Raw genomic sequence first — 23,150 nt, 5'->3', positions numbered from 1 at the left:
CACCCGTGCAGCGACAGGAAATCCGTTCATTGGCCGACCTTGCCGGAGAAGGCTCGCGGGTGGTCACCAATGTGGTGCGCGACATGCACGACGGGATCTCCCGTCGCGTTTTCGGCGCGATCGGACCGGCGGCGAAACCGGTCCGGGTCGTTCACGACACCGTCGCCGCGATGACGTATTACGCCGTCGACCGAGCCGTGCGGGCATCACTTGACGGCGCCGGCGCGGTGGCGGCCGAGGTGTACGGCCGCGACGAGGACGACACCGTCCAATCACATCTCCCGATCGCCAGGGCGGTCGCGGCGCTGAACGGAATCTATGGCGACGAGCTGGTCAACCGCGGCAACACGTTCGGGCTGCGCATGCAGATCCGCCGCCACGGCAAGCCCGTTGACCTGACCGCCGCATCGATCGCCGCGGCGTTCCCGAAGGCCACCGGTCGCATCGTGGTGTTCGTCCACGGCTGGTGTCTGACCGAGCGATCGTGGTGGCGCCAGCCGCGCACCGGGGAAAGTCGGCGCCCCTACGGAGCGCGGCTGCGCGGCGAGCTCGGGTTCACGCCCGTCTACCTCCGCTATAACACCGGCCTGCACATCTCACAGAACGGACGAGCCCTCGCCGACCTGCTGAACCGGCTGCTTGCGCTGTGGCCGACCGCGGTGGACGAGATTGCGCTGGTGGGCCATTCGATGGGTGGGCTGGTGGTGCGCAGCGCCTGCCACTACGGCGCCCAGCAGCAGCACGACTGGCCCGACCTGGTGCGCCATGTGGTCTGCCTGGGCTCACCGCATTTGGGCGCCGATCTGGAAAAGGGCGTCAACGTCGCGTCATGGGCGCTGTCCCAACTACCCGAAACACGAGCGCTGGCTGCGTTTCTCAACGCCCGCAGCGACGGCGTCAAGGACCTGCGGTTCGGCGCACTGCTCGACGAGGACTGGAGCCAGTGCGATCCCGACGAGTTCCTGCGCGACCGCTGCCACGAGGTGCCGTTCCTCCCCGGCGCGGTTTACCACTTCGTCGCGACCACGGCGGCGCCCCGGGCGGTCGGGATGCTGCTCGGCGACCGCTTGGTGCGCGCACACAGCGCTTCCGGGCGCGGCCGCTCGCGACAGATTCCGTTCGAACCGGCACACGGGCTCACCCTGACCGGCCTGCACCACTTCGACCTGCTCAACCACCCGGAGATCTACGCGAAGCTGCGCTACTGGCTCACTCAGCCGGCGATCAGCCAGACCGGGGCGTAGCCGCGGCTACAGAAAGCCGAGCGGCTTGCGGCCGGTGCCGACGGACGGCGTGGGATCGGTGCGCAGCGTCGTCGATAGCAGCTCGTAGTAGACGTCGCGGAAATCCGTCGTGGCTTTCAGGTCGCCGTTGTCGAGGTCGGTCAGGCTGGGTTCGTCGCCGTAGAAGCCGCCCCTGACCGGTGCGCCCGCGACGAATACCGGCCCGGCGGTGCCGTGGTCGGTGCCCTGCGATGCGTTGGCGGCGACCCTGCGGCCGAATTCCGAGTACGCCAACACGACGACGTTCTTGCCGTAGCGGTCGCCGGCCACCTCGGCAAGGAACGGAGTGAGCGCTTCGTCGAAGGTCTGCAGCAGGCGCTGCTGGGTTTCCCGCTCGTCGGCGTGGGTGTCGAAACCGCCCAGCGCCACCGTGTAGACCCGCGTCGGCACCGCGGCGCGCACGGCGGCCGCCACCATGGCGAGCTGGGCCGCGAGCCCTTTCTTACCGGAGGTCTTGACCTTGCCTAACGTCGTGTCGGCGGTGCGAGCGGCGCGGTAGGCGGCGCATACCGCGGACATGGCCGGTGTGTCGCCTGGGTCGTCGACGCCCAGGGCGTCCATCGTGTCCGTGAACCAGTCAGCGGATTCCGTTGCGGCAGTTGGGGAAAGCGCAGCGGCCGTGCACTTCTCGCCGACCGCCAGCGGCGGCAGCACCGGCCCGATGTTGACGGCGCGCAGCGGGTCGTCACCGGTGGCGTCAAGCCAGCGCCCGATCCAGCCGGTCGGCACCGGTTCGGCGGGTGAAGCGGTCTGCCAGATATCCATCGACCGGAAGTGGCTGTGGTCCGGCTTGGGGTAGCTCACGCCACGCACGATGGCCAATTTCTTGTCGCGCCACGTTTGAGCCAGCCCCTTGAGAGCAGGGTTGAGTCCCAGCTGCTCGTCTAGGTGCAGCACATCGCCTGGCGCGTAGGCGAGTTCGGGGCGAGCGTCGTGATAGGCGTTGTCCGCGTAAGGGATGACGGTGTTGATGCCGTCGTTTCCGCCGTAGAGCGTCACGATCACCAGGATCCCGCTGCCGTCAGCCAGCGGCCGCTCATGTGCGGCGCGATGCAAGTCGTTCCAGGTGATCGCGACCGTGCCGGACAGCAGGCCGGCCGCGCCGACACCGGCGCTGGCGATCAGAAACTTTCGGCGGCTGAGTTCGGGCATCGGCGATCTCGCTAGGAGGTCAGGTACTCGGGTGTGTTGACCGCGGCGGCGACCAACTGCACAGGCTTGCGCACCAGCGGCTTGAGCCCGGCGACGGACCTGTTTGACCATGCGCCGACACCGATGAGGTAGCCCACCGCGTCGACACGCTCACCCGCAGAGGCGTTTTCGATGGTCGACAGGTCGCCGGCACGGGCCAGGTTGGTTGCGGCGCGTAACCGCAGCCCTGCGCTCGCGGTCGACAGCCACACCCGCCCGTGCGGCCAGCCGCCCACGTCGGGCGGGTAGAACGGCCGCTGCCCCAGCGCTTTCAACGTTGCATCGAGGGTCGTCAGCCGTTTTGGCGGGTCCAGGGCAACCCGCAGCGTGCGGATTACTCCCACCAACCATTCGACCGGAGTGTTGACGACGGCGCCCCGTGCGCCGGTGAATTCGTCGTCGGTGAGGATCGCCCGGGTCAGGGCCCGCAGGTCACGTCCGGAGCCGTAGGCGCTGACCAGCCTGTCGAGCGTCGGCGCCGGCGGCGGGTCGTCGGAGGCAAGCTGCTGCCATAATCGTCCGGCGACGTATCGCGGCGAGTTGGGTTGGGCCAGTACGGTGTCGCAGAATCCCGCCACGTCGAAGTTGGCGGTGGCGCCCAGGATGGTCTTGGTGCTGCGGTCGTGGCGTCTGGGCAGCATCGTCGTGTTGCCGTTTTTCTCGATGACCCATCCGGTCAAAGCGCGAGCGCCCGCCCGCACGTCGGCTTCGGTGTAGCCGTTGCCGTGGCCGAGCGCGAACAGCTCCATGAATTCGCGGGCGAGGTTCTCGTTGGCGGCCTTCGCGGTGTTGGTCTGCCCGTCGAGCCAACGCAACATCGCGGCGTCGGTCAGCATCGCGTAAGCCAGGGTCCGAAAATCACCGAACGCAAGGCTGCGCAGCTTCTGGTTTTGCGCCGCCATGTAGCCGGCAATCCGGACCTTCTGCGCTGAGGTAGCAAAGTGGTTGTGCCACAACAATGTTAGCTTCTCGTGAATGGGCTGCTCGACGGCGACCATGCGACGGAGCCACCATTGGGAAAGCTGCGCCATCTGCTCGGATAGCTGGCGGTTGTACTGCTTTCTCTCGGCCACCGCCGCGTCTTTCCCTGGCCGAGAAGGCAACGGAAACGTCGGGATGGGGGTCGCCGCCGCTCCGGGATCGGCGTCGGCGTTCGAGCCGAGAGCCTTCTCGACGTAGGACGACCAGTCTCCAGCGGCCACCGCGTCGACTTGTGGGCCGCTCACCCCGAATCCGGCCCGCCGCAGCATGCGCGCCGTGGTGATCCACCGCTCGGACTGAGCCACAAGGTAACTATCGGCGACGTAGCTGAGAATTTGCTGTAATCCCGCGGCTGGGGTGTCGCGGTGGCGATTTGCGGGCACGCCCAGGCGGCGCGGAGCACAATCGAGAGGTGGCCACGTGGGAGGACGTCGCCCGAATCGTCGACGAGTTGCCACTCACGGCGGAGCCGTCGCCGCATGACTGGCGCGTCGGCAAGAAGCTCATGGTGTGGGAGCGGCCGCTGCGCGAGCCCGACCGCGAGGCACTGGCTGCCCGCGGGTTGGAGGTGCCGACCGGCGACATCCTGGGCGTGCGGGTGGCCGACGAAGCCGTCAAGTTCGCGTTGGTCGCCGACGCGCCGGGGATCTACTTCACCACCCCGCATTTCGACGGCTACCCAGCGGTGCTGGTCAAACTCGAGCGGATCACAGTGTCGGAGTTGCGAGAGTTGATCACCGAGGCGTGGTTGACGCAGGCTCCCCGCCAGCTGGTCAAGGAGTTCCTTGGCGAGGCGAATTGACCAGCGCCGCACCGAGGTTGATGACCTGTTGCAGGTCGTCGACACAAGTCTGGACGACGGCGGCCAGCGTCACTTCGGGCGTGTTGTGGGCGGCTGCATGCATTTCGGAAGCATGTCGGCGCGCCGCCGCAGTGTGAGCGGCCGCCGCGGCGTGGTCGGTGTCGACAGTTGTTGCGCCGGCGGCAAGTTCGCTGATTGCGGCGCGCATGGGTTGGCGGAGCCGGTCCTCGAGATCCGGAGTGACGACGCGCGCCAGATGCAGCACCGAGCTGGCTAGCAGACCCAGATGAGCGGCCTGCTGATCGGCGTCGTGGACGGCGTGGCGGGCGGCCCACCGGCGAGGCGCTACCCGAACGGCGAGGCGCGCGGTGGTGCGGGCTTCGGCAAGCCCGGCGACCTGTTGGTGTAAGTGCTCGACGACGGGCAGCGGCCAGTTGTGCGCGGGCCGTTTGCGCTCCGGGACCAGGTCGGCGATTTCGGTGAGCGCGTCGTGCAGAGCGGCCAGCATGCCGCCGCGTGCCCCGCGCAACAGGATCAACGGATCAACGGGGAACAGCAGGATGCCGAACACGATCGCGATGCCGCCGCCGATCAGCGTGTCAAAGAGGCGTTCGGAGACCATCCCGCTGCGCGCGAACACCAACACCAGCACGGCCGAGACTGCCGTCTGGTTGACGAACATCAGTCCCTGTGCGATGAAGCCGCGCCCGATCAGCACCGCAACGCACAACGCGATGAACACCGCGACCGAGAGGGCGATACGGCCGGTACCCAACAGGGCCTGAACCGCAGCGCCCAGGCCGATGCCCAGTGTTACACCGATGATCATCTGGACGGCGCGCTGCCCGCGTAGCACGTGGGTCGCCGACAAGCACACCACCGCGGCGATCGGTGCGAAGAACGGCTGTCGATGGCCCAGCAGATCGTGGGTGAGGTACCACGCCAGGCCGGCGGCGACTGACGTCTGGGTGATCGGCCACAGCGCCGGGCGTAGCCGTTGCAGGGCAGCACGGCCGGCAACCTGAGCCTGAATTGCCAGCGAAGTGCTCACCACGCTTGCTTACCATGATGCGGCCCCACGCCCTCAGGCGGACAACATCAACAACATGCGCAACATAGGAAACTTTCGTAACTCTGATCATTTTAGAATCGCTTACATCAATCCTCGCATAGATAACACTAGTTACCGAAACTACGTGTTTAGATCAAAATTCTCTGGGGTAATTCCAGCCCCAGCTGTTGACATTTTTCACGCCATTTTGTTACAGGTGGTAAATGATGATTTTAGGCGGAATATTGAGACCGAGGAGGCTGGCAAAGTCGTTCGCCAAAGCCGCCGTCATCGTCGTCGGGATCTCATCGTTGGTCGAGCCGCCCACCGCCGTGGCAGACGCGGACGGCGTCGATTGGGACGCCGTCGCCGAATGCGAGTCGGGCGGTGACTGGCACGCCGACACCGGCAACGGGAAATACGGTGGCCTGCAATTCAAGCAGTCGACTTGGGACGCCAACGGCGGCGTCGGCTCACCGGCGGATGCGTCGCGAGAGCAGCAGATCGCGGTGGCCCAACGCGTGCTGGCCACCCAGGGAACCGAGGCGTGGCCCAAGTGCGGCCCGAATCAAGCCCTGTTTCCAACCGAAGTGGTCGATGTGCTGCGATCCGGGCATCCGGTGCAATCCGCGCTCCGAAAGCTGTGGTCGAAAGCGATTCCCCACTGAATCCGCTCGTCGCAGAGCGGCGTCGCACAGGGGCGGCGTTGCAAAGCCGTGATCAGCCCGTGATCGGCGGCGGCTAATTCACCGGCTGTAGCTCGAAAAGCGGGATTACCCGCGTGGTCTTGGCTTGATAGTCGGCGAATCCCGGTGCAACGGCGGTGACTTTGGGAAATATGGCGTCGCGCTCGTCTGGCGTCAGTTCGCGGGCGATTACGTCGAAGGATTCGGTGCCGATCTCGACATGCGCGTGCGGGTTGGCCCGCAGATTGTGCACCCACGCGGGGTTGACATCGGCGCCGGCAAATGAGCCGACGATGACGATCTTGCCGTCGATGCGCAGATATGCCAGCGGCGTCAACCGCGGCTGGCCGGACTTGGCGCCGGTTGTGGTGAGCAGCAGCAGGTTGGCACCCTCGAACTGGCCGCCGACTTTGCCGCCGTTGGTGCGGAACTCGTCGACGATGGACTTGTTGAACGCCTTGATCGTTTCGGCATCGGGCATCTGTTGGGCCATGCCGGCGACAACCTGCTTCGGCGTGGCGTTATTCCGTTCAGCGGTATGCGTCGCTGCGCTTGACGACGGTGAAGACAGTGATGACGGCGTCCTCGTCGTCAATGTGGTAGACGATGCGGTATTGCCCGAAGCGGATACGCCACTCGTTTTTCGTACCAACAAGTTTCTTCGCACCCACCGGGCGCGGATTCTCGCCAAGCTCGATGATCGTGTGCAGTGCGGTCTCGACTGTATCGCGGGGCAGGTGCTGCAGCTGCTTGAGTACGTCGGGATGGAATGCGATCCTCACGAGGCGACGAACGACGCGGCATCAATGCCCAGCGCGTCGAGCATTTCCGACATCGACATCGTGGAGAAGCCCTGGGCGCGGATGTCACGCAGCCGTATTGCGTCGACCACGTCGGCGTGCTCATGAAGACGCTCATAGTCGGCCATCGAGATGATGACCGCGACCTCGCTGCCGCTGTCCGTGATGATTGCTTCTTCCCCCGTCGTGGCGACCCCACGGACAATCGCACCCAGCTGGGCCCGCAAATCACGCAGGCTGTGTGTACTCATGTTTCACGTGTTACACGCCGCGGAAGGTTTCCAGGGCTCCGCTGAAACGGTGTCTAGCGGCGACCTCGGCGCTCGGGCACGACGTCGATACCGGACTCCTTGCGCTGCTGAGGGGTGATCGGCGCCGGCGCGTCGGTGAGCGGGTCGACACCGCCGCCGGTCTTGGGGAACGCGATCACCTCGCGGATCGAATCCATGCCGGTCAGCAACGCCGCGATGCGGTCCCAGCCGAATGCGATGCCACCGTGCGGCGGCGCGCCAAATGTGAACGCCTCCAACAAGAATCCGAACTTCTCTTCGGCCTGCGCCTTGTCGAGACCCATCACCGCGAACACCCGCTCCTGGATTTCGCGGCGGTGGATACGGATCGAGCCGCCACCGATTTCGTGCCCGTTGCAGACGATGTCGTACGCGTCGGCCAGCACAGCGCCCGGATCGGATTCGATGCTGTCGACCGACTCGGGCTTGGGCGCGGTGAACGCGTGGTGCACCGCTGCCCAGGCGCCGCCGAGCGCGACGTCGCCGTGAGCGGCGGCCTCCTCGGCGGGCTCGAACAGCGGCGGGTCGACCACCCAGACGAACGCCCACCTGTCGGGGTCGATCATGCCCAGCCGGTTGGCTATTTCACTGCGCGCCGCGCCCAACAACGCCCGCGACGACTTCGGCCGGCCGGCCGAGAAGAACACGCAGTCGCCGGGCTGGGCGCCGACGTGCGCCGCCAGCCCGGCGCGTTCGGCGTCGGAGAGGTTCTTGGCCACCGGACCGCTCAGCGTGCCGTCTTCACCGACCAGCACATAGGCCAGACCCTTGTGCCCACGCTGTTTGGCCCACTCCTGCCAGCCGTCCAGCGTCCGCCGCGGCTGCGACGCCCCGTCGGGCATCACCACTGCACCCACATACGGCGCCTGGAACACCCGAAAAGGCGTGTCTGCGAAGAACTTAGTGCACTCGACGAGTTCGAGCCCGAACCGCATGTCCGGCTTGTCGGAACCGAAGCGCCGCATCGCTTCGGCGTAGCTGATCCGCGGGATCGGTCTGGGCAGCTGGTAGCCGATCAGCGCCCACAACGCGGCCAGGATCTCCTCGGAGATCGCGATGACGTCGTCAGCGTCGACGAAGCTCATCTCCATGTCGAGCTGGGTGAACTCCGGCTGGCGGTCGGCGCGGAAGTCCTCGTCGCGGTAGCAGCGGGCGATTTGGTAGTAGCGCTCCATGCCCGCGACCATCAGCAGCTGCTTGAACAACTGCGGACTTTGCGGCAGCGCGTAGAACGTGCCCGGCTGCAGCCGCGCCGGCACCAGGAAATCGCGAGCACCCTCCGGCGTCGAACGGGTCAGCGTCGGCGTCTCGATCTCGACGAAGTCATGCCGGGCCAGCACCTCACGGGCAGCCGCATTTACCTTGGAACGCAATCGAATTGCCGAACCAGGACCGTCGCGGCGTAAGTCGAGATAACGGTATTTCAGGCGCAGTTCCTCACCGGCAGGCTCGTCAAGCTGGAAAGGCAGCGGCGCGCTTTCTCCCAGCACCGTCAGCGAGGTGGCGTTGACCTCGATCTCGCCGGTCGCCAACTCCGGGTTTTCGTTGCCCTCCGGGCGGATTTCGACCACGCCGTCGACGGCCACGCAAAACTCCGCGCGCAGCCGATGCGCCTGCTCCAGCACGTCCGCGGCGCGGAACACCACCTGCGAAACCCCCGAAGCGTCGCGCAGATCGATGAAGATCACCCCGCCGTGGTCGCGGCGACGCGCCACCCAGCCGGCCAACGTGACCTTCTGGCCGGCGACGCCGGCGCGCAACGCACCGGCGGCGTGACTGCGCAGCACAAACACTCCCTACTGTCGGACGGCCCGACCAGTCTAGAGGGACGCCACTACCGCTAACTTGGGTGACATCGCTACACACATAGCCGTTGTCGGCCCGGGCGCCATCGGTGCGACGGTCGCGGCGTACCTGCACTCCGCCGGTCACCCGCTGCTGCTGTGCGGCCGTACCGCGCGTGACCACATCGAAGTCCGACCCGACGGCGCCGATCCCATCGTGGTGCCCGGGCCGGTGCACACCGATCCGCGCGAAGTCAGCGGTCCGGTCGACGTCGTCATGCTCGCCGTCAAAGCCACGCAGAACGATGACGCCGGTCGCTGGCTCGCCCGGCTGTGCGGCGAACACACCATCGTCGCTGTGCTGCAAAACGGTGTCGAGCAGGTCGAGCAGGTGCAGCCGCACTGCCCGTCGTCGGCCGTCGTGCCCGGCATCGTCTGGTTCAGCGCCGAAACCCAACCCGGCGGCTGGGTGTGGTTGCGCAGCGAACCCCGCCTGGTCCTGCCGTCCGGACCCGCCGCGGAGACGGTCGCCCAGCTGCTGCGCGACGCCGGCTGCCCGGTCGACTGCGACCCCGACTTCATCACCGCGGCGTGGCGCAAACTGCTGGCCAACGCGGTGGGCGGCCTGATGGTGCTGAGCGGGCGGCGATCGGGAATGTTTCGCCGCGACGACGTCGCCGCGCTGTCGCGTCGCTACCTCGCCGAGTGCCTGGCCGTCGCCCGCGCAGAAGGCGCCCGCCTGGATGACGCCGTCGTCGACGAACTGGTCGACATGTTCCGCGCCGCTCCGGTCGACATGGCCACCTCGATGCTGTTGGACCGGGAAGCCCGCCGGACGCTCGAATGGGACATCCGCAATGGCGTGATCATCCGCAGGGCTCGGGCGCGCGGTCTGCCCACCCCGATCAGCGACGTCGTGGTGCCGCTTCTGGCGGCGGCGAGCGACCGGTCCGGGCTAATGTCTAACGCCATGGTCCCCTGCGAGCGTGTGGATCTCGACTTCATCGAGACGGCGCCGTACCGGTTCCGCAACAGCGTCGAACTGGCCATCACACCCGAGCAGCTCTTCGAGGTTCTGGCCGACCCGCAGTCGTGGCCCCACTGGGCGACGGTGATCACCAAAGTCACCTGGACCAGCCCGGAGCCACTCGGTGTCGGTGCCACGCGTACCGTCCACATGCGCGGCGGCATCGTCGGCGACGAGGAGTTCCTGGCCTGGGAACCCTTTTCCCGCATGGCATTTCGGTTCAACGAATGCTCGACGCGCGCCGTCGCCGCATTCGCCGAGGACTACCGCGTCGAGACCACCCCCGGTGGCTGCCGGCTGACCTGGACCATGGCGCAGAAACCGGCGGGCCCCGCTCGCATAGCGATGCCCGTCGTGCGTCCACTGCTGAACGTGATGCTGCGCCGATTCCTGGCCAACCTGCGGGCCTACACGGACAGGCGGTTCGCCACCGCGCGACAATAGTCGATGACGAGATACAAACGGAGAGCGCGATGACGTTCAACGAAGGTATGCAGATCGACACCAGCACCACGTCGACATCCGGCGGGGGTGGGGGCCGGATGATCGCGATCGGCGGCGGTCTCGGCGGGCTGGTGTTCGCGGTCGTGGCGATGCTGCTCGGTGTGGATCCCGGCAACGTGCTGAGCCAGCAACCGGTGAACGTCGGCGAAAACACCGCACCCGGTTTCGACCTGGACAGGTGCCGGACCGGCGCCGACGCCAACAAATACGTGCAGTGCCGGGTGGTGGCCACCGGCAACTCGGTCGACGCGGTCTGGAAGCAGCTGATGCCCGGCTACACCCGCCCGCACGTGCGGCTTTTCAGCGGCGCGGTGGACACCGGCTGCGGCCCGGCTACCAGCGAGGTCGGCCCGTTCTACTGCCCGGTGGACAAAACCGCCTACTTCGACACCGACTTCTTCCAGGTGCTCAAAGACCAATTCGGTTCCAGCGGTGGGCCGTTGGCGCAAGAGTACGTGGTGGCTCACGAATTCGGTCACCATGTCCAAAACCTCGAAGGTGTGCTGGGCCGCGCGCAGCAGGGCGCGCAGGGCGCCGGCGGCAACGGCGTGCGCACCGAGCTACAGGCCGACTGCTACGCCGGCGTGTGGGCGCACTACGCGTCGACGGTGCGGCAGGAGAGCACCGGGGCGCCGTTCTTGGAGCCGTTGACCGACAAGGACATCGCCGACGCGCTGTCGGCCGCGGCGTCGGTGGGCGACGACCGAATTCAGAAGCAGGCGACGGGACGCACCAACCCGGAATCGTGGACGCACGGCTCGTCCGAGCAGCGGCAGCACTGGTTCACTGTCGGCTACCAGACCGGTGACCCGAACAAGTGCGACACCTTCCATGCCGCCGATCTGGGCTAGCGCCGCTAGAACAGCGTCGGCTGGGCTACCGCGGCAGGGTCGGTGGCGGTCTCGGTGAACGCCCGCCGCTCGCCGGCCAGACCGTAGCGTGCGATCAGCGGTTCGACCTTCTGGCGCAAGGTGTTTCGATACTGCTCCGGCAGGTACGAGCCGCGTCCGTATAGCTCCTGATAGCGGGCGACCAGCTCGGGATGTGACCGCGCGAGCCACGACATGAACCAGCCGCGGGTCGACCCGCGCAGGTGCAACCCCAGCACCGTCACCCCGGTGCCGCCGGCGACGGCGATCTCGCGCAGCAGCGCATCCAAATGCTCGGTCGAGTCGGTCAGGTACGGCAGCACCGGCGCGACCATGACATGGCAGTCCAATCCAGCGTTGCGGATCGCGCTGATCAACCCGAGCCGGGCCTGTGGGCTGGGTGTTCCCGGTTCGATGTCCTTGTGCAGCAACGGATCAGCCATTGCCAGCGACACCGCGACGCTGACCGGCACCTGTGCAGCGGCCTCGGCGATCAGCGGGAGGTCGCGGCGCAGCAGCGTGCCTTTGGTCAAGATCGACAGCGGCGTGCCGGATTCCGCGAGCGCACCGATGATGCCCGGCATCAACGCATAGCGGCCCTCGGCCCGTTGGTAGGGATCGGTGTTGGTGCCCAGGGCCACCTTCTCGCGGCGCCACGATTTGCGATGCAGCTCGCGGCGCAAGACGTCGACGACGTTGGTCTTGACTATGATCTGGGTGTCGAAGTCGTCGCCGCAGTCCAGGTCGAGGTATTCGTGGGTGGGTCGCGCGAAACAGTATCGGCACGCATGCGAGCAACCCCGGTAGCCGTTGACGGTGTAGCGGAACGGCAGCATTGAGGAGTTGGGCACCTTGTTCAGCGCGGATTTGCACAGCACTTCGTGAAACGTGATGCCCTCGAATTGCGGTGTGCGCACAGTGCGGACGAAGCCGATGCGCTCCAAACCGGGCAGGGCGCCGTCGTCAACGGCGACGCTTTGCTGCTCCCAGCGCATACCCTATTCGAACTCTTGTTCGAGACAAAGTCAAGTCTGCGTCAGCAACTCTTGCAGCCTGGCCCGGCCTTGGTCGTCGAGGGGCAGAAGCGGACGGCGCGGCTCGCCGACCCCGATGCCGAGCAACTCGAGCCCGGCCTTGACGGTGGTGGCCAGTCCGCCCGCGACGATGAACTCCAGCAGCGGCTTGAGTTCGTCGTACATCTTCTGCGCCTTGTCCACGTCGCCGGCGCGCACGGCGTCATACAGGTCGATGCACGGTTGCGGACGCAAACACGGCGCGGCCGTGCACCATCCGGAGGCGCTGGCCTTCAACGCCTCGAGCACCAGCGGGTTGCTGCCGTTGTAGAACGGCAGCCGGCCACCGCTGAGCTCGGCGATGCGCTGCATGCGCGACAAGTCGCCGGTGGACTCCTTGACCATGGTGAGGTTGTCGACGGTCTCGAACATCTTCACCAGCAGCTCGGGGCTCATGTCGATCCCGGCCGTGGCCGGATTGTTGTAAGCCATGGTCGGAATCCCGATCGCCTCGCCGATGCTGCGGTAGTGCTGGACAATTTCGCGCTCGGTGAGCTTCCAGTAGGACACCGGCAGGACCATCACCGCGTCGGCGCCCGCCTTCTCCGCGTAGCGGGCACGCCGAATCGTCTTGGCAGTGGTCACATCTGACACACCGACGACGACGGGGACGCGGCCGTCGACGGCGGAGATGGTGGTGTCAACGACGGTGTCAAACTCGTTCTCGTCGAGGTAGGCCAGTTCGCCGGTGCTGCCGAGCGGGGCGATCGCGTGGACGCCGGCGCGCACCAGCCGATCCACCAGCCCGCTCAGCGCCGCGGTGTCGATGGTGTCGTCCGAGGCGAACGGCGTCACCGGGTAGGCGATGATCCCGTGAATCTTGGGCAGCTCAGGCACTCGCACTCTCCTTCGGGTCAGCTGGTCAAAACGTCGGGATGGCGCTTGAGCGCGCGGCGCGCGTAGTAGGCGAAGTTCGCCCGGCTGCGCTCCGGTCGCAGCGTCCAGTCGTGGGCCTCGCGGGCCAGCGTCTCGGGCAGTTCTTTGATGGTGCCGGCGGCCATGGCGGCCAGTTGCAGTTTGGCGGCGCGCTCGATGAGCATCGCCAAAGAGCAGGCTTCCTCGATGCTGGCACCGGCGACCACTTGACCGTGGTGGGCCAGCAGGACCGCCTTCTTGTCGCCGAGGGCAGCGCTGATGATCTCGCCCTCCTCGTTGCCCACCGGCACGCCCGGCCAGTCGGGCAGGAACGCGCAGTCGTCGTACAGCGGCGTGGTGTCCATCTGCGAGACGGTCAGCGGGAACTCGAGCATCGACAGCGCCGCGCAGTGGAAGGCGTGCGTATGCACGATGCACTGCACGTCCGGCCGCGCCCGGTAGATCCAGCTGTGAAAGCGGTTGGCGGGGTTGGCCATTCCGTCACCGTCGAGCACGTTGAGGTCCTCGTCCACGAGGAGCAGATTGGCGTCGGTGACCTCGTCGAAGCCCAGGCCCAGCTGCTGGGTGTAATAGGTCCCGGGCTGCTCGGCCCGCGCGGTGATCTGCCCGGCCAGTCCGGAATCGTGTCCGGCGTCGAACAAGGCTCGGCATGTCAGTGCCAGCTTCTGGCGGGTGGTCAACTCCGATTCGCCGACGTTGGCGGCGAGACTCCGCTGCGTGCGGCGCATCAACTCGGCTTTGGAATCGGTGAAAGTGGTTGCCATCAGTGGCTCCCGGAATCGCAGTGACATGACTACAGCCACCATATGCATCTGCGACGTCGACGCGTCGGTCAGCCACCGCCGAGGAGCCGGGGCCGCGTGTTCACCGGCCCTTATGCCTCTGGTGGCCCCATTCAGGTATGAAGCAAGGGTGGCCGAAGACTCCGAACCGGCCGACGGTGCCGCTCCGCAACCGCCGGGCATCAGCCGCCGGACGCTGCTTGCCACGGGCGCAGCGTCGGCGGTCATCGGCGCAGGCCTCGGAGCGGGCGGCGCGGTGCTGACGCGACCACACCCGCCGGCTCCTGCCCTGTGGCCGCGGCCCGACCGCAACGGCGCCCCGCCGGTCGGCGGCCTGCATCTGCAATTCGGCAAGAACGCGTCCACCGAAGTGGTGGTGTCGTGGCACACCACCGACGCGGTACGCAATCCGCGGGTCATGCTCGGCGTGCCCGGATCCGGTTTCGGGCATTCGGTGCCGGCGCAAACGCGCACCTACCGCGACGCCAAGTCCGGCACCGAGGTTCGCGTCAACCACGCCGTACTGGACAAGCTCACACCGAACACCGACTACGTCTACGCCGCCGTGCACGACGGCACCAATCCCGAGCTGGGAACTGTGCGCACCGCACCGTTAGGGCGAAAGCCGTTGAGTTTCACCAGCTTCGGTGACCAGGCCACGCCGACACTGGGCAGGATAGTCGGCAGCAGGTATGCCAGCGACAACCTCGGGTCACCGGCCGCCGGGGATATGACTACCGCCGTCGAACGCATCGGCCCGCTGTTCAACCTCGTCAACGGCGACTTGTGCTATGCCAACCTGGCCCGCGACCGGATTCGCACGTGGTCGGACTGGTTCGAGAACAACACCCGCTCGGCGCGGTATCGGCCGTGGATGCCGGCGGCGGGCAACCACGAAAACGAGCTCGGCAACGGGCCAGTCGGTTACGCGGCCTATCAGACATACTTCGCATTGCCCGATTCCGGGTCGGACGGTCAATTCCACGGACTGTGGTACTCGTTCACCGCCGGGTCGGTGCGGGTGATCAGCCTGAACAACGACGACGTCTGCTTCCAGGACGGCGGCAACTTCTACATCCACGGCTACTCGGGCGGTGGCCAAAAGCGCTGGCTGGAAAGCGAACTCGCAGATGCGCGCCGCGACCCGGCGATCGACTGGATCGTCGTCTGTATGCATCAGACGGCGATCTCGACCACCGACCGCACCAACGGCGCCGACCTGGGCATCCGCGAGGAATGGCTGCCATTGTTCGACCGCTACCAGGTTGACCTGGTGCTGTGCGGCCACGAACACCACTACGAGCGCTCCCATCCGATTCGCGGAGTGTCGGGCGCCGACACCCGCACGCCGATACCGGTCGACACTCGCGCCGACGTCTTCGACACCACCAAGGGAACGGTGCACGTCGTCATCGGCGGCGGCGGAACGTCGTCGCCGTCCAACAAGCTGTTCTTCGACCGGCCGCGGTGCCGTGTGGTGACCGGGGTCGGCGGATTCGATCCTTCGATCGGCCGCAAGGCGCCCATCTATCTGACCGAGGACGCGCCGTGGTCGGCATTCCGCGACCGCGACAACCCGTACGGCTTCGCCGCTTTCGAAGTCGATCCCGGTCAGCCGGGCGGCGAGACCTCAATCAAAGCCACTCACTATGCAGTGCACGGGCCCGCTGGCGCGCTGGCCGTCGTCGACCAGTTCACCCTGACCAGACCGCGCGGCGGCTAATTGGTCTTCCCCTTCAGCGAATCTCACGCTTCTCAAGAAGAAGGATGTGTCGATGTGCCCGGCTACGAGCGACAACTTGCTCGGGGTTAGAAACACCCCGGGGCGGCGGCGGTGTGGATTTCGTCGGCCCCGATGTGCCCGCGACGCGGTAGGCAGCCGGGTAGTGTGAACGAATCCTTTGTTTCTCCAGTGTGTTTGAGCTTCCCAGCCCCGCTAGTTGGTTGGCGGTGGTGGTTGGGGTTGGAAGGGGTCATACCACCACCAGTCGGCGCGCTCGCCGGTCGGTCCCGGACAGGGCGGCACCGCGGGCGGCGAAGTTGTGGGTGGGCGCGCCAGCGATCCCGGGCTTAGCGGGCGGCCGGTGGCATCGGTGACGATCAAAGCGTCTGCGGGTCCGGTGATGGTGATGACGCCACGATGGTGCAACCGGTAATGATACGGGCACAACAAACAGCACCAGGTTGGCCAACTCCGTGGGGCCGCCGTCTTCCCAGTGCCGGATGTGATGGGCATGCAGACCACGAGTGGCACCACACCCGGGAACCGCGCACATGCGGTCGTGATACCTCAGCGCACGGCGAAGCCGCCGGTTAATCAGGCGGGTCGCCCGCCCGGCACCAATCATTTCGCCGTGCCGTTCGAACCACACCTCACAGGTGGCATCACACGTCAGGTATCGGCGGTCGGCATCCGAGAGCAGCGGACCCACATGCAGGGCCGCCACGCGCTGCTCGACGTCGAGGTGCACCACCACGGTGGTGTGCTGGCCGTGGGGGCGTCGCGCCGTCTCGGTGTCCCAGCCCGCCTCGACCAGACGCATAAACGCCTCGGCACTGGTCGGAAACGGCGGTGACTAATCGGAGACGCCGTCGGCCCTCCACTCGGCGATCAGCGCATCGCGATGCGACGCCAACGCGGCGTCGAACTTCGCCGCGTCATGGTGGCCAAGGGTGATCCGATAACAGCTGCCGTGCTCGGTGGTGGTTTTGCTGATCGCGCGCGCCGGCTCGGGCGACGGGTGGGGTTCGGTCCGCGGTTCCAGCTTGACCGCGGTGCGCAACTGAGTGACCGTGGCAACGCTGGCCAACTGCGCGTAATGCTCATCGGATCCCTCACCCGCGCGTTCCGCGATCACTCCGACCTGATCGACCGACAACCGGCCCTCCCGCATGCCTTGCGCACAGCGCGGAAACTCCGCCAGCCGGCGCGCGATGGTGGTGATCGTGCGGGCGTTGGCCGGCGAGCAACCGGTCTTCCAAGCCACCAACGCCGGCACCGAGCGCACCCCGGTGGCACCCCACAACTCGTCGCGGTCGATCTCGGCCACGATCTCCACGATGCGCCCATCAATCGCGTTGCGCTGACCGCACAACTCCGCCAACTCCTCAAACAACACCTCAAGACGCTCGCACGGACTCAGCGCCACGGCGACAGCAGATGCGGTCGACGACATGACCACATCATCGCAACCACCACCGACAAAAACCGGCCACCCGACCCAAGCGCCGAGACTGCTGTGGCTCGAGACGCGGGTGTGGCGTAACTAGTTACGTCAGCCGCGAAACCACCTCGGACACAACGGAATCAGCCGCTACGTCTACCTGCTCGCCGGTTGTCAGGTCTTTCACCCCGACTGTGCCGGCGTCGATATCGCGGTCGCCGACGACCAGCGCGATGCGTGCACCGGAGCGGTCGGCGGCGCGCATCGCGCCCTTGAGGCCGCGATCGCCATAGGCAAGGTCGACCCGCAACCCCCGGGCCCGCAATTGGCCGGCCAACACCGCCAGCTGCAGCTTGGCCGGATCGCTGAGTGGCACGCCGAACACGTCGCATCGACTGCTTTCCCCCACCGTCTTGCCCTCGGCTTGCAAGGCGAGCATCGTGCGATCGACTCCCAGGCCGAATCCGATGCCGGACAGATCAGCTCCGCCGAGTTGGCGCATGAGGCCGTCGTAGCGGCCGCCGCCGCCGATGCCGGATTGCGCGCCCAGCCCGTCATGGACGAACTCGAACGCCGTCTTGGTGTAGTAATCCAGCCCGCGCACCATGCGCGGGTTGATGACGTAGGGCACACCGAGCGCATCGAGGTGGGCCAGCACGGTGTCGAAGTGCTGTTTGGCGACATCGGACAAATGGTCGAGCATCACCGGCGCATCTGCCGTCATCGCCTTAACCTCCGGGCGCTTGTCGTCGAGCACCCTCATCGGGTTGATCTCGGCGCGCCTGCGGGTTTCCTCGTCCAGGTCGAGCTGAAATAGAAAGTCCTGCAACAACTCTCGGTACTGGGGACGGCTGGTCTCGTCGCCCAGCGACGTGATTTCGAGCCGGAAGTCGGCCAGGCCCAATGAACGAAAGCCGGCGTCGGCGATCGCGATCACCTCGGCGTCCAATGCGGGATCGTCGACGCCGATCGCCTCCACGCCGACCTGCTGCAACTGGCGGTAGCGGCCGGCCTGGGGGCGTTCGTAGCGGAAAAACGGGCCCGCGTAGCACAGCTTGACCGGCAGCGCACCGCGGTCGAGTCCATGCTCGATCACCGCACGTACCACACCGGCGGTGCCTTCCGGGCGAAGCGTCACCGACCGGCCGCCGCGGTCGTCGAACGTGTACATCTCCTTGGACACCACGTCGGTGGACTCGCCGACCCCGCGGGCGAACAGCGCGGTGTCTTCGAAGATCGGCAACTCGATGTCGCTGTAGCCGGCGCGACGAGCGGCGTCCAGCAGGCCGTCGCGGACCGCGACGAACCGCGCCGAATCCGGTGGGACGTAGTCTGGTACGCCCTTGGGCGCAGAGAATTGGCTCACGGACTGAGGCCTTCAAGGAACGGGTTGTGCCGGCGCTCGGCGCCGATCGTGGTCTTGGGACCGTGCCCGGGCAGCACGACGGTGTTGTCGTCGAGCACCAGCAGCTTGTCGACGATCGAGCAGAGCAGGTCGCGGCCGCTGCCGCCGAACAGGTCGGTGCGGCCCACCGAGCGCTCGAACAGCGTGTCTCCAGTGAACACGATGTCGGATCCGTCGCCGCCGACCCGGAAACTGACCGATCCGCGGGTGTGGCCGGGGGTGTGGTCGACGGTGACGGTGATGTCGGCCAGGTCGATCTTGTCGCCGTCGCGGTCCAGTTCGACGACCTGCTTGGGCTCGCGGAACATCGCGCTGAAAAGCAGCTGGCCCAGCCGCGGCCCGAAGCCCTTGATCGGGTCGGTCAGCATGAACCGGTCCTCGGGGTGGATGTAGGCGGGACAGCCGAAGGTGTCGGACACCTTCTGCGCCGACCAGATGTGGTCGATGTGGCCGTGGGTGAGCAGGACGGCCGCCGGGGTCAACCGGTTCTCGTCGAGGATCCGCCGCAGCCGGCCCATCGCCCACTGGCCGGGGTCGACGATGATGGCGTCCGCCCCGGGGTTCGGCGCCACCACATAGCAGTTGCACTGCAGCAATCCAGCTGGGAATCCGGTGATCAACACGGTCCTTAGTCTCCCATCCGGCACCGCCCACGGGTGGTGCGACCCGTGTTCAGGATCGGCTGGCACACTCTGTCGAGACTCGAGAGAACGACGATGGGAGGGGTAGCGGCGGTGCCGAGCAACGAACAACGACGAGCGGCGGCCAAGCGCAAACTCGAACGCCGGCTGGAGCGTCAGGCCGAGCAGGCCCGCAGGCGCCGGACCTATGCCCTGGCCGGTGGCACGCTTGCCGTGGTGGTGGTGGCCGCAGCGGTCGTCGCGACCCTGCTCATCGCCAACCACGAGCACCACAACCGGACCGCGTCAGCGAAAAGCGGTACTTCTGCCACCACCACGCCGGCCCAGCCCGCAGCGCCGGGGGTACCGCCGTTGCCGTCGTTCACGCCGTCGGCCAACCTGGGCGCCAACTGCCAGTACCCGCCTTCGCCGGACCCGGCTAGCAAGCCGGTGAACCCCCCGCGGTCGGGCAAGGTGCCGACCGATCCGGCGCAGGTCAGCGTCAGCATGGCCACCGATCAGGGCAATATCGGCCTGCTACTCGACAACGCGAAGTCGCCGTGCACGGTCAACAGTTTCGTCAGCCTGGCGCAGCAAAAGTTCTTTGACGACACCCAGTGCCACCGGCTGACGACATCGCCCACGCTGAATGTGCTGCAGTGTGGCGACCCCAAGGGTGACGGCACCGGAGGGCCGGGCTACCAATTCGCGAACGAATACCCCAGCGACCAGTACAAGCCCGAGGACCCTGCGCTGCACGAACCGGTGATGTACCCGCGCGGCACGCTCGCCATGGCCAACGCCGGACCGAACACCAACGGCAGCCAATTCTTTATGGTGTACAAGGACTCCCAACTGCCGCCGGAATACACCGTTTTCGGCAAGATCCAAGACGACGGCTTGGCCACCCTGGACAAGATCGCAAAGGGCGGAGTCGAGGGCGGCGGCCAGGACGGCCCACCGGTCACCAAGGTGACGATCAAGTCGGTGCGGCTGGACTGAGATTCGCTCGGCGTTGGTAGCAGCGACCCAAACCGGGTACACCGCACGCGGTGGTTCGCCGGTGACGGGAGGCTGTGATGGCTGCCAACAGCGTGGCACAGATTCGGTTTGGTGCTCCGGAAAACGTCTTGGAAGTGCAAGTTGGCAACGTCGAGATCGATGTGCCCAGATCGGTCGGGTTTTTCGGCGGCCTCGCCGCCGCGGTCGGGCTGGGTTTCATCGAACCGCCACTGGCGGTGTTCATTGCTGCCGTGCCGTTGTTCAAGGCGTTGACGAACACTGCCTTCCCACGGTCGGTGCGCGTCGTCGGGGAAGTGCTCGAAGGCGCAGCGAAACCGGTGGGCAGTGACGCGGAAGGTGTGATTCAGCTGCGCGGCCAACGTGAGCCGGACACGATAGTCGCCGACATGGGCTCGGGGCCGTCGCGGCGGCGATCGACTGCCCGCCGCAGTGGATAAGCCCTGCAATACCAATCGAAATTGCGCTGGTGGTCGTCAATCTCGCGGCAAAATCACGACCATCACCGCAATCTCGAGGAGCGGAGACGGCTAGGCGGCCGACGTCACCCGGTAGACGTCGTAGACACCCTCGACGTTGCGCACCACGTCGAGCAGGTGCCCCAAGTGCTTGGGGTCGCCCATCTCAAATGTGAAGCGGCTGATGGCAACCCGGTCGTTCGACGTGGTCACCGACGCCGAGAGGATGTTCACCTTTTCGTCCGCCAGCGCGCGGGTCACGTCCGAGAGCAGGCGGTGCCGGTCGAGCGCCTCGACTTGAATCGCCACCAGGAACACCGACGACGGCGACGGCGCCCAGTGCACCTCGATGATGCGCTCGGACTGCTGGCGCAGCGACGCGGCGTTGGTGCAGTCGGTGCGGTGCACACTGACCCCGCCGCCGCGGGTGACGAAGCCCATGATCTGGTCTCCGGGCACCGGAGTACAGCACTTGGCCAGCTTGGTCAGCACGCCGGGCGCACCCGGCACCGCGACCCCGGTGTCGTCGGCGCGCTGGCGCCGCGGCATGGTCGCCGGCGTCGACCGCTCGGCAAGCTCCTCCTCGGCCTGCTCGATGCCGCCGAGCTCGGCGAGCAGCCGTTGCACGACGTGCTTGGCCGACACGTGTCCCTCACCAATCGCGGTGTACAGCGCGGAGACGTCGGCGTAGTGCAGCTCGTTGGCAACCGCCGCCATGGACCCGCCATTGACCAAGCGCTGCAACGGAAGTCCACCCCGGCGGACCTCGCGAGCCATCGCTTCCTTGCCTGCCTCCAGCGCTTCCTCGCGGCGCTCCTTGGCAAACCACTGCCGGATCTTGGTCTTGGCGCGTGGCGAGACCACGAACTGCTGCCAGTCGCGCGACGGCCCCGCGTTGGGCGCCTTCGACGTGAAGATCTCGACGACTTCCCCGTTTTCCAGCTTGCGTTCCAGCGCAACCAGCCGGCCGTTGACCCGGGCGCCGATGCAGCGGTGCCCTACTTCGGTGTGGACGGCGTAGGCGAAGTCCACCGGCGTCGACCCGGCGGGCAGCGTGATCACGTCACCCTTGGGGGTGAACACGAAAATCTGTTGTACCGCAAGGTCATAACGCAACGACTCGAGGAACTCGCCGGGGTCGGCGGCCTCACGTTGCCAGTCGAGCAGCTGGCGCATCCAGGCCATGTCGTCGATCTCGGCGGCAGCATGCGGATGCGGAACTCCGTTGCGGCCCTTGGCTTCTTTGTAGCGCCAGTGCGCGGCGATGCCGTATTCGGCGGTGCGGTGCATATCGCGGGTGCGGATCTGCACCTCCAGCGGCTTGCCCTCCGGCCCGACCACCGTGGTGTGCAGCGACTGGTAGACCCCGTAACGCGGCTGGGCGATGTAGTCCTTGAACCGGCCCGCCATCGGCTGCCACAGCGAATGCACTACGCCCACAGCGGCATAACAGTCGCGGATCTCGTCGCACAGAATACGGATGCCGACCAGGTCGTGGATGTCGTCGAAGTCGCGGCCTTTGACGATCATCTTCTGGTAGATCGACCAGTAGTGTTTCGGGCGGCCTTCCACCGTCGCATTGATTTTCGACGCCTTCAGTGTGGCGACGATCTCGTCGCGCACCTTGGCCAGATAGGTGTCGCGCGACGGCGCCCGGTCGGCCACCAGCCGCACGATCTCCTCGTATTTCTTGGGGTGCAGGATCGCGAACGCGAGGTCTTCCAGCTCCCACTTGACGGTGGCCATACCCAGCCGATGCGCAAGCGGCGCAATGACTTCCAGTGTTTCGCGGGCCTTGCGGGCCTGCTTCTCCGGCGGCAGGAAGCGCATGGTGCGCATGTTGTGCAGCCGGTCGGCCACCTTGATCACCAGCACCCGCGGGTCGCGGGCCATCGCGATGATCATCTTGCGGATCGTCTCGCCTTCGGCGGCGCTGCCCAGCACGACCCGGTCCAGCTTGGTCACCCCGTCGACGAGGTTGCCGACCTCCTCGCCGAAGTCCTCGGTCAATTGCTCCAGCGTGTAGCCGGTGTCCTCGACGGTGTCGTGCAGCAGCGCGGCCACCAGCGTCGTGGTGTCCATGCCGAGCTCGGCCAGGATGTTGGCGACGGCCAGCGGATGCGTGATGTAGGGATCCCCGGAGTGGCGCAGCTGGCTGGCGTGCCGCTGCTCGGCGACCTCGTAGGCCCGCTGCAGCAGCGACAGGTCGGCCTTCGGATAGACCTGCCGGTGTACCGCCACCAGCGGTTCGAGCACCGGGTTGATGGCGCTGCGCTGCGCGGTCATCCGCCGCGCCAGCCGTGCCCGCACCCGCCGCGACGCGCTGCTGGACGTCTTCAGCGTTTCGCCGCGGGGCTCGGCCCCCGTCTCAGGGCGAGGCTCGGCCGCCCCGTCGGCCCCCGGGATGTCGGCGACCGGCAGCGGCTGAGTGGTCGGCTGCTGCAGCGCTTGCGCGGTGCCCTGGTCATCCGCCACGTTCGTCAC

21 protein-coding genes and 2 pseudogenes are annotated in these 23,150 nt (G+C 66.7%); 9 read left to right on the top strand and 14 right to left on the bottom strand.

Translation table 11 applies throughout. The annotated features are described in order from the left end of the window. The first annotated feature begins 5 nt into the window (after positions 1-5). Positions 6-1,244, top strand: coding sequence for an esterase/lipase family protein (locus G6N15_RS18090; protein ID WP_083085721.1), 1,239 nt, complete (start codon positions 6-8; stop codon positions 1,242-1,244). Positions 1,245-1,250: 6 nt separating this feature from the next. Here G6N15_RS18090 and G6N15_RS18085 read toward each other — a convergent pair whose 3' ends face one another. After that, entirely contained in the window at positions 1,251-2,435 is a 1,185-nt protein-coding gene (locus G6N15_RS18085; RefSeq protein WP_083085718.1) for a DUF1501 domain-containing protein, read from the bottom strand. An 11-nt stretch (positions 2,436-2,446) separates the two neighbouring features. Then, a complete protein-coding gene (locus tag G6N15_RS18080; RefSeq protein ID WP_083086006.1) occupies positions 2,447-3,724 on the bottom strand; it encodes a DUF1800 domain-containing protein in 1,278 nt (425 codons plus the stop codon). Positions 3,725-3,867: 143 nt separating this feature from the next. Here G6N15_RS18080 and G6N15_RS18075 point away from each other — a divergent pair, with 143 nt between their 5' ends. Then, on the top strand, positions 3,868-4,257 hold the full coding sequence (locus G6N15_RS18075) for an MmcQ/YjbR family DNA-binding protein (protein WP_083085715.1): 390 nt from the start codon (positions 3,868-3,870) through the stop codon (positions 4,255-4,257). On the opposite strand, the gene G6N15_RS18070 is transcribed toward G6N15_RS18075, so the two are convergent. Then, the gene (locus G6N15_RS18070) at positions 4,229-5,308 is read right to left on the bottom strand and encodes an FUSC family protein (RefSeq protein WP_083086005.1); all 1,080 of its coding nucleotides are present in this window, start codon (positions 5,306-5,308) and stop codon (positions 4,229-4,231) included. The two genes, G6N15_RS18075 and G6N15_RS18070, sit on opposite strands and share 29 nt — an antisense overlap. Positions 5,309-5,598: 290 nt before the next feature. On the opposite strand from G6N15_RS18070, the gene G6N15_RS18065 reads away from it, so the two are divergent. Then, positions 5,599-5,976, top strand: a complete 378-nt coding sequence (locus tag G6N15_RS18065; RefSeq protein WP_372506507.1) for a transglycosylase family protein — start codon at positions 5,599-5,601, stop codon at positions 5,974-5,976. A gap of 73 nt (positions 5,977-6,049) precedes the next feature. Here the strand turns inward: G6N15_RS18065 and G6N15_RS18060 are convergent, their stop codons facing one another. Genes G6N15_RS18060 through aspS form a run of 4 tightly spaced genes read right to left on the bottom strand, consistent with a single transcriptional unit; the run spans position 6,050 to position 8,877 of the window. Further along, positions 6,050-6,487, bottom strand: a complete 438-nt coding sequence (locus G6N15_RS18060; RefSeq protein WP_083085713.1) for a nitroreductase family deazaflavin-dependent oxidoreductase — start codon at positions 6,485-6,487, stop codon at positions 6,050-6,052. 37 nt (positions 6,488-6,524) lie between these two features. Beyond that, complete coding sequence (locus G6N15_RS18055) at positions 6,525-6,776, bottom strand: type II toxin-antitoxin system RelE family toxin (protein ID WP_083085710.1); 252 nt, start codon at positions 6,774-6,776, stop codon at positions 6,525-6,527. Beyond that, positions 6,773-7,045 carry a type II toxin-antitoxin system Phd/YefM family antitoxin gene (locus G6N15_RS18050; protein ID WP_083085707.1) on the bottom strand — a complete coding sequence of 91 codons (273 nt, stop codon included), beginning with the start codon at positions 7,043-7,045 and terminating at the stop codon, positions 6,773-6,775. Before G6N15_RS18050 ends, G6N15_RS18055 begins: the two co-directional genes overlap by 4 nt. A gap of 53 nt (positions 7,046-7,098) precedes the next feature. Beyond that, entirely contained in the window at positions 7,099-8,877 is a 1,779-nt protein-coding gene (gene aspS, locus G6N15_RS18045; RefSeq protein WP_139797719.1) for an aspartate--tRNA ligase, read from the bottom strand. A 52-nt stretch (positions 8,878-8,929) separates the two neighbouring features. Between aspS and G6N15_RS18040 the strand changes: the two are divergent. From G6N15_RS18040 to ypfJ, 3 genes and pseudogenes are all read left to right on the top strand, one after another. Continuing rightward, positions 8,930-9,811, top strand: a pseudogene (locus G6N15_RS18040) (oxidoreductase); the annotation flags it as partial. Between the two features lie 27 nt (positions 9,812-9,838). Beyond that, positions 9,839-10,339 (top strand): SRPBCC family protein, encoded by a 501-nt coding sequence (locus G6N15_RS18035; protein WP_163748349.1) that lies wholly within the window; start codon positions 9,839-9,841, stop codon positions 10,337-10,339. A gap of 29 nt (positions 10,340-10,368) precedes the next feature. Continuing rightward, a complete protein-coding gene (gene ypfJ / locus G6N15_RS18030) occupies positions 10,369-11,250 on the top strand; it encodes a KPN_02809 family neutral zinc metallopeptidase (protein ID WP_083085701.1) in 882 nt (293 codons plus the stop codon). Positions 11,251-11,255: 5 nt separating this feature from the next. On the opposite strand, the gene G6N15_RS18025 is transcribed toward ypfJ, so the two are convergent. Genes G6N15_RS18025 through G6N15_RS18015 form a run of 3 tightly spaced genes read right to left on the bottom strand, consistent with a single transcriptional unit; the run spans position 11,256 to position 13,981 of the window. Further along, the gene (locus G6N15_RS18025) at positions 11,256-12,263 is read right to left on the bottom strand and encodes an Rv2578c family radical SAM protein (protein WP_083085698.1); all 1,008 of its coding nucleotides are present in this window, start codon (positions 12,261-12,263) and stop codon (positions 11,256-11,258) included. Positions 12,264-12,293: 30 nt separating this feature from the next. Beyond that, positions 12,294-13,169, bottom strand: coding sequence for a dihydrodipicolinate synthase family protein (locus G6N15_RS18020; protein ID WP_163748346.1), 876 nt, complete (start codon positions 13,167-13,169; stop codon positions 12,294-12,296). Between the two features lie 26 nt (positions 13,170-13,195). Next, positions 13,196-13,981, bottom strand: coding sequence for an aldolase (locus tag G6N15_RS18015; RefSeq protein WP_083085996.1), 786 nt, complete (start codon positions 13,979-13,981; stop codon positions 13,196-13,198). Between the two features lie 148 nt (positions 13,982-14,129). Between G6N15_RS18015 and G6N15_RS18010 the strand changes: the two genes are divergently transcribed. Next, on the top strand, positions 14,130-15,722 hold the full coding sequence (locus tag G6N15_RS18010; RefSeq protein ID WP_083085695.1) for a purple acid phosphatase family protein: 1,593 nt from the start codon (positions 14,130-14,132) through the stop codon (positions 15,720-15,722). 213 nt (positions 15,723-15,935) lie between these two features. On the opposite strand, the pseudogene G6N15_RS22900 reads toward G6N15_RS18010, so the two are convergent. The 3 genes and pseudogenes from G6N15_RS22900 to G6N15_RS17995 all read right to left on the bottom strand — a co-directional run bounded on the left by G6N15_RS22900 (position 15,936) and on the right by G6N15_RS17995 (position 19,191). Continuing rightward, a pseudogene (locus tag G6N15_RS22900) lies at positions 15,936-17,175 on the bottom strand (HNH endonuclease signature motif containing protein). Between the two features lie 94 nt (positions 17,176-17,269). Next, on the bottom strand, positions 17,270-18,529 hold the full coding sequence (gene hisS / locus G6N15_RS18000; RefSeq protein WP_083085692.1) for a histidine--tRNA ligase: 1,260 nt from the start codon (positions 18,527-18,529) through the stop codon (positions 17,270-17,272). After that, a complete protein-coding gene (locus G6N15_RS17995; RefSeq protein ID WP_083085689.1) occupies positions 18,526-19,191 on the bottom strand; it encodes an MBL fold metallo-hydrolase in 666 nt (221 codons plus the stop codon). The genes hisS and G6N15_RS17995 overlap by 4 nt, the downstream gene beginning before the upstream one ends. Positions 19,192-19,302: 111 nt before the next feature. On the opposite strand from G6N15_RS17995, the gene G6N15_RS17990 reads away from it, so the two are divergent. Together G6N15_RS17990 and G6N15_RS17985 are read left to right on the top strand one after the other, a co-directional pair. Continuing rightward, complete coding sequence (locus G6N15_RS17990) at positions 19,303-20,190, top strand: peptidylprolyl isomerase (protein ID WP_083085994.1); 888 nt, start codon at positions 19,303-19,305, stop codon at positions 20,188-20,190. A gap of 77 nt (positions 20,191-20,267) precedes the next feature. Beyond that, on the top strand, positions 20,268-20,648 hold the full coding sequence (locus G6N15_RS17985; protein WP_083085686.1) for a hypothetical protein: 381 nt from the start codon (positions 20,268-20,270) through the stop codon (positions 20,646-20,648). 90 nt (positions 20,649-20,738) lie between these two features. On the opposite strand, the gene G6N15_RS17980 is transcribed toward G6N15_RS17985, so the two are convergent. Beyond that, complete coding sequence (locus G6N15_RS17980; RefSeq protein ID WP_083085991.1) at positions 20,739-23,141, bottom strand: RelA/SpoT family protein; 2,403 nt, start codon at positions 23,139-23,141, stop codon at positions 20,739-20,741. Positions 23,142-23,150: the final 9 nt, after the last annotated feature.

Source organism: Mycobacterium noviomagense (assembly GCF_010731635.1).
GTDB classification, from domain to species: domain Bacteria; phylum Actinomycetota; class Actinomycetes; order Mycobacteriales; family Mycobacteriaceae; genus Mycobacterium; species Mycobacterium noviomagense.
Note: the sequence above shows the minus strand (reverse complement) of the source record. Positions and strands in the feature narration are given on the sequence as shown.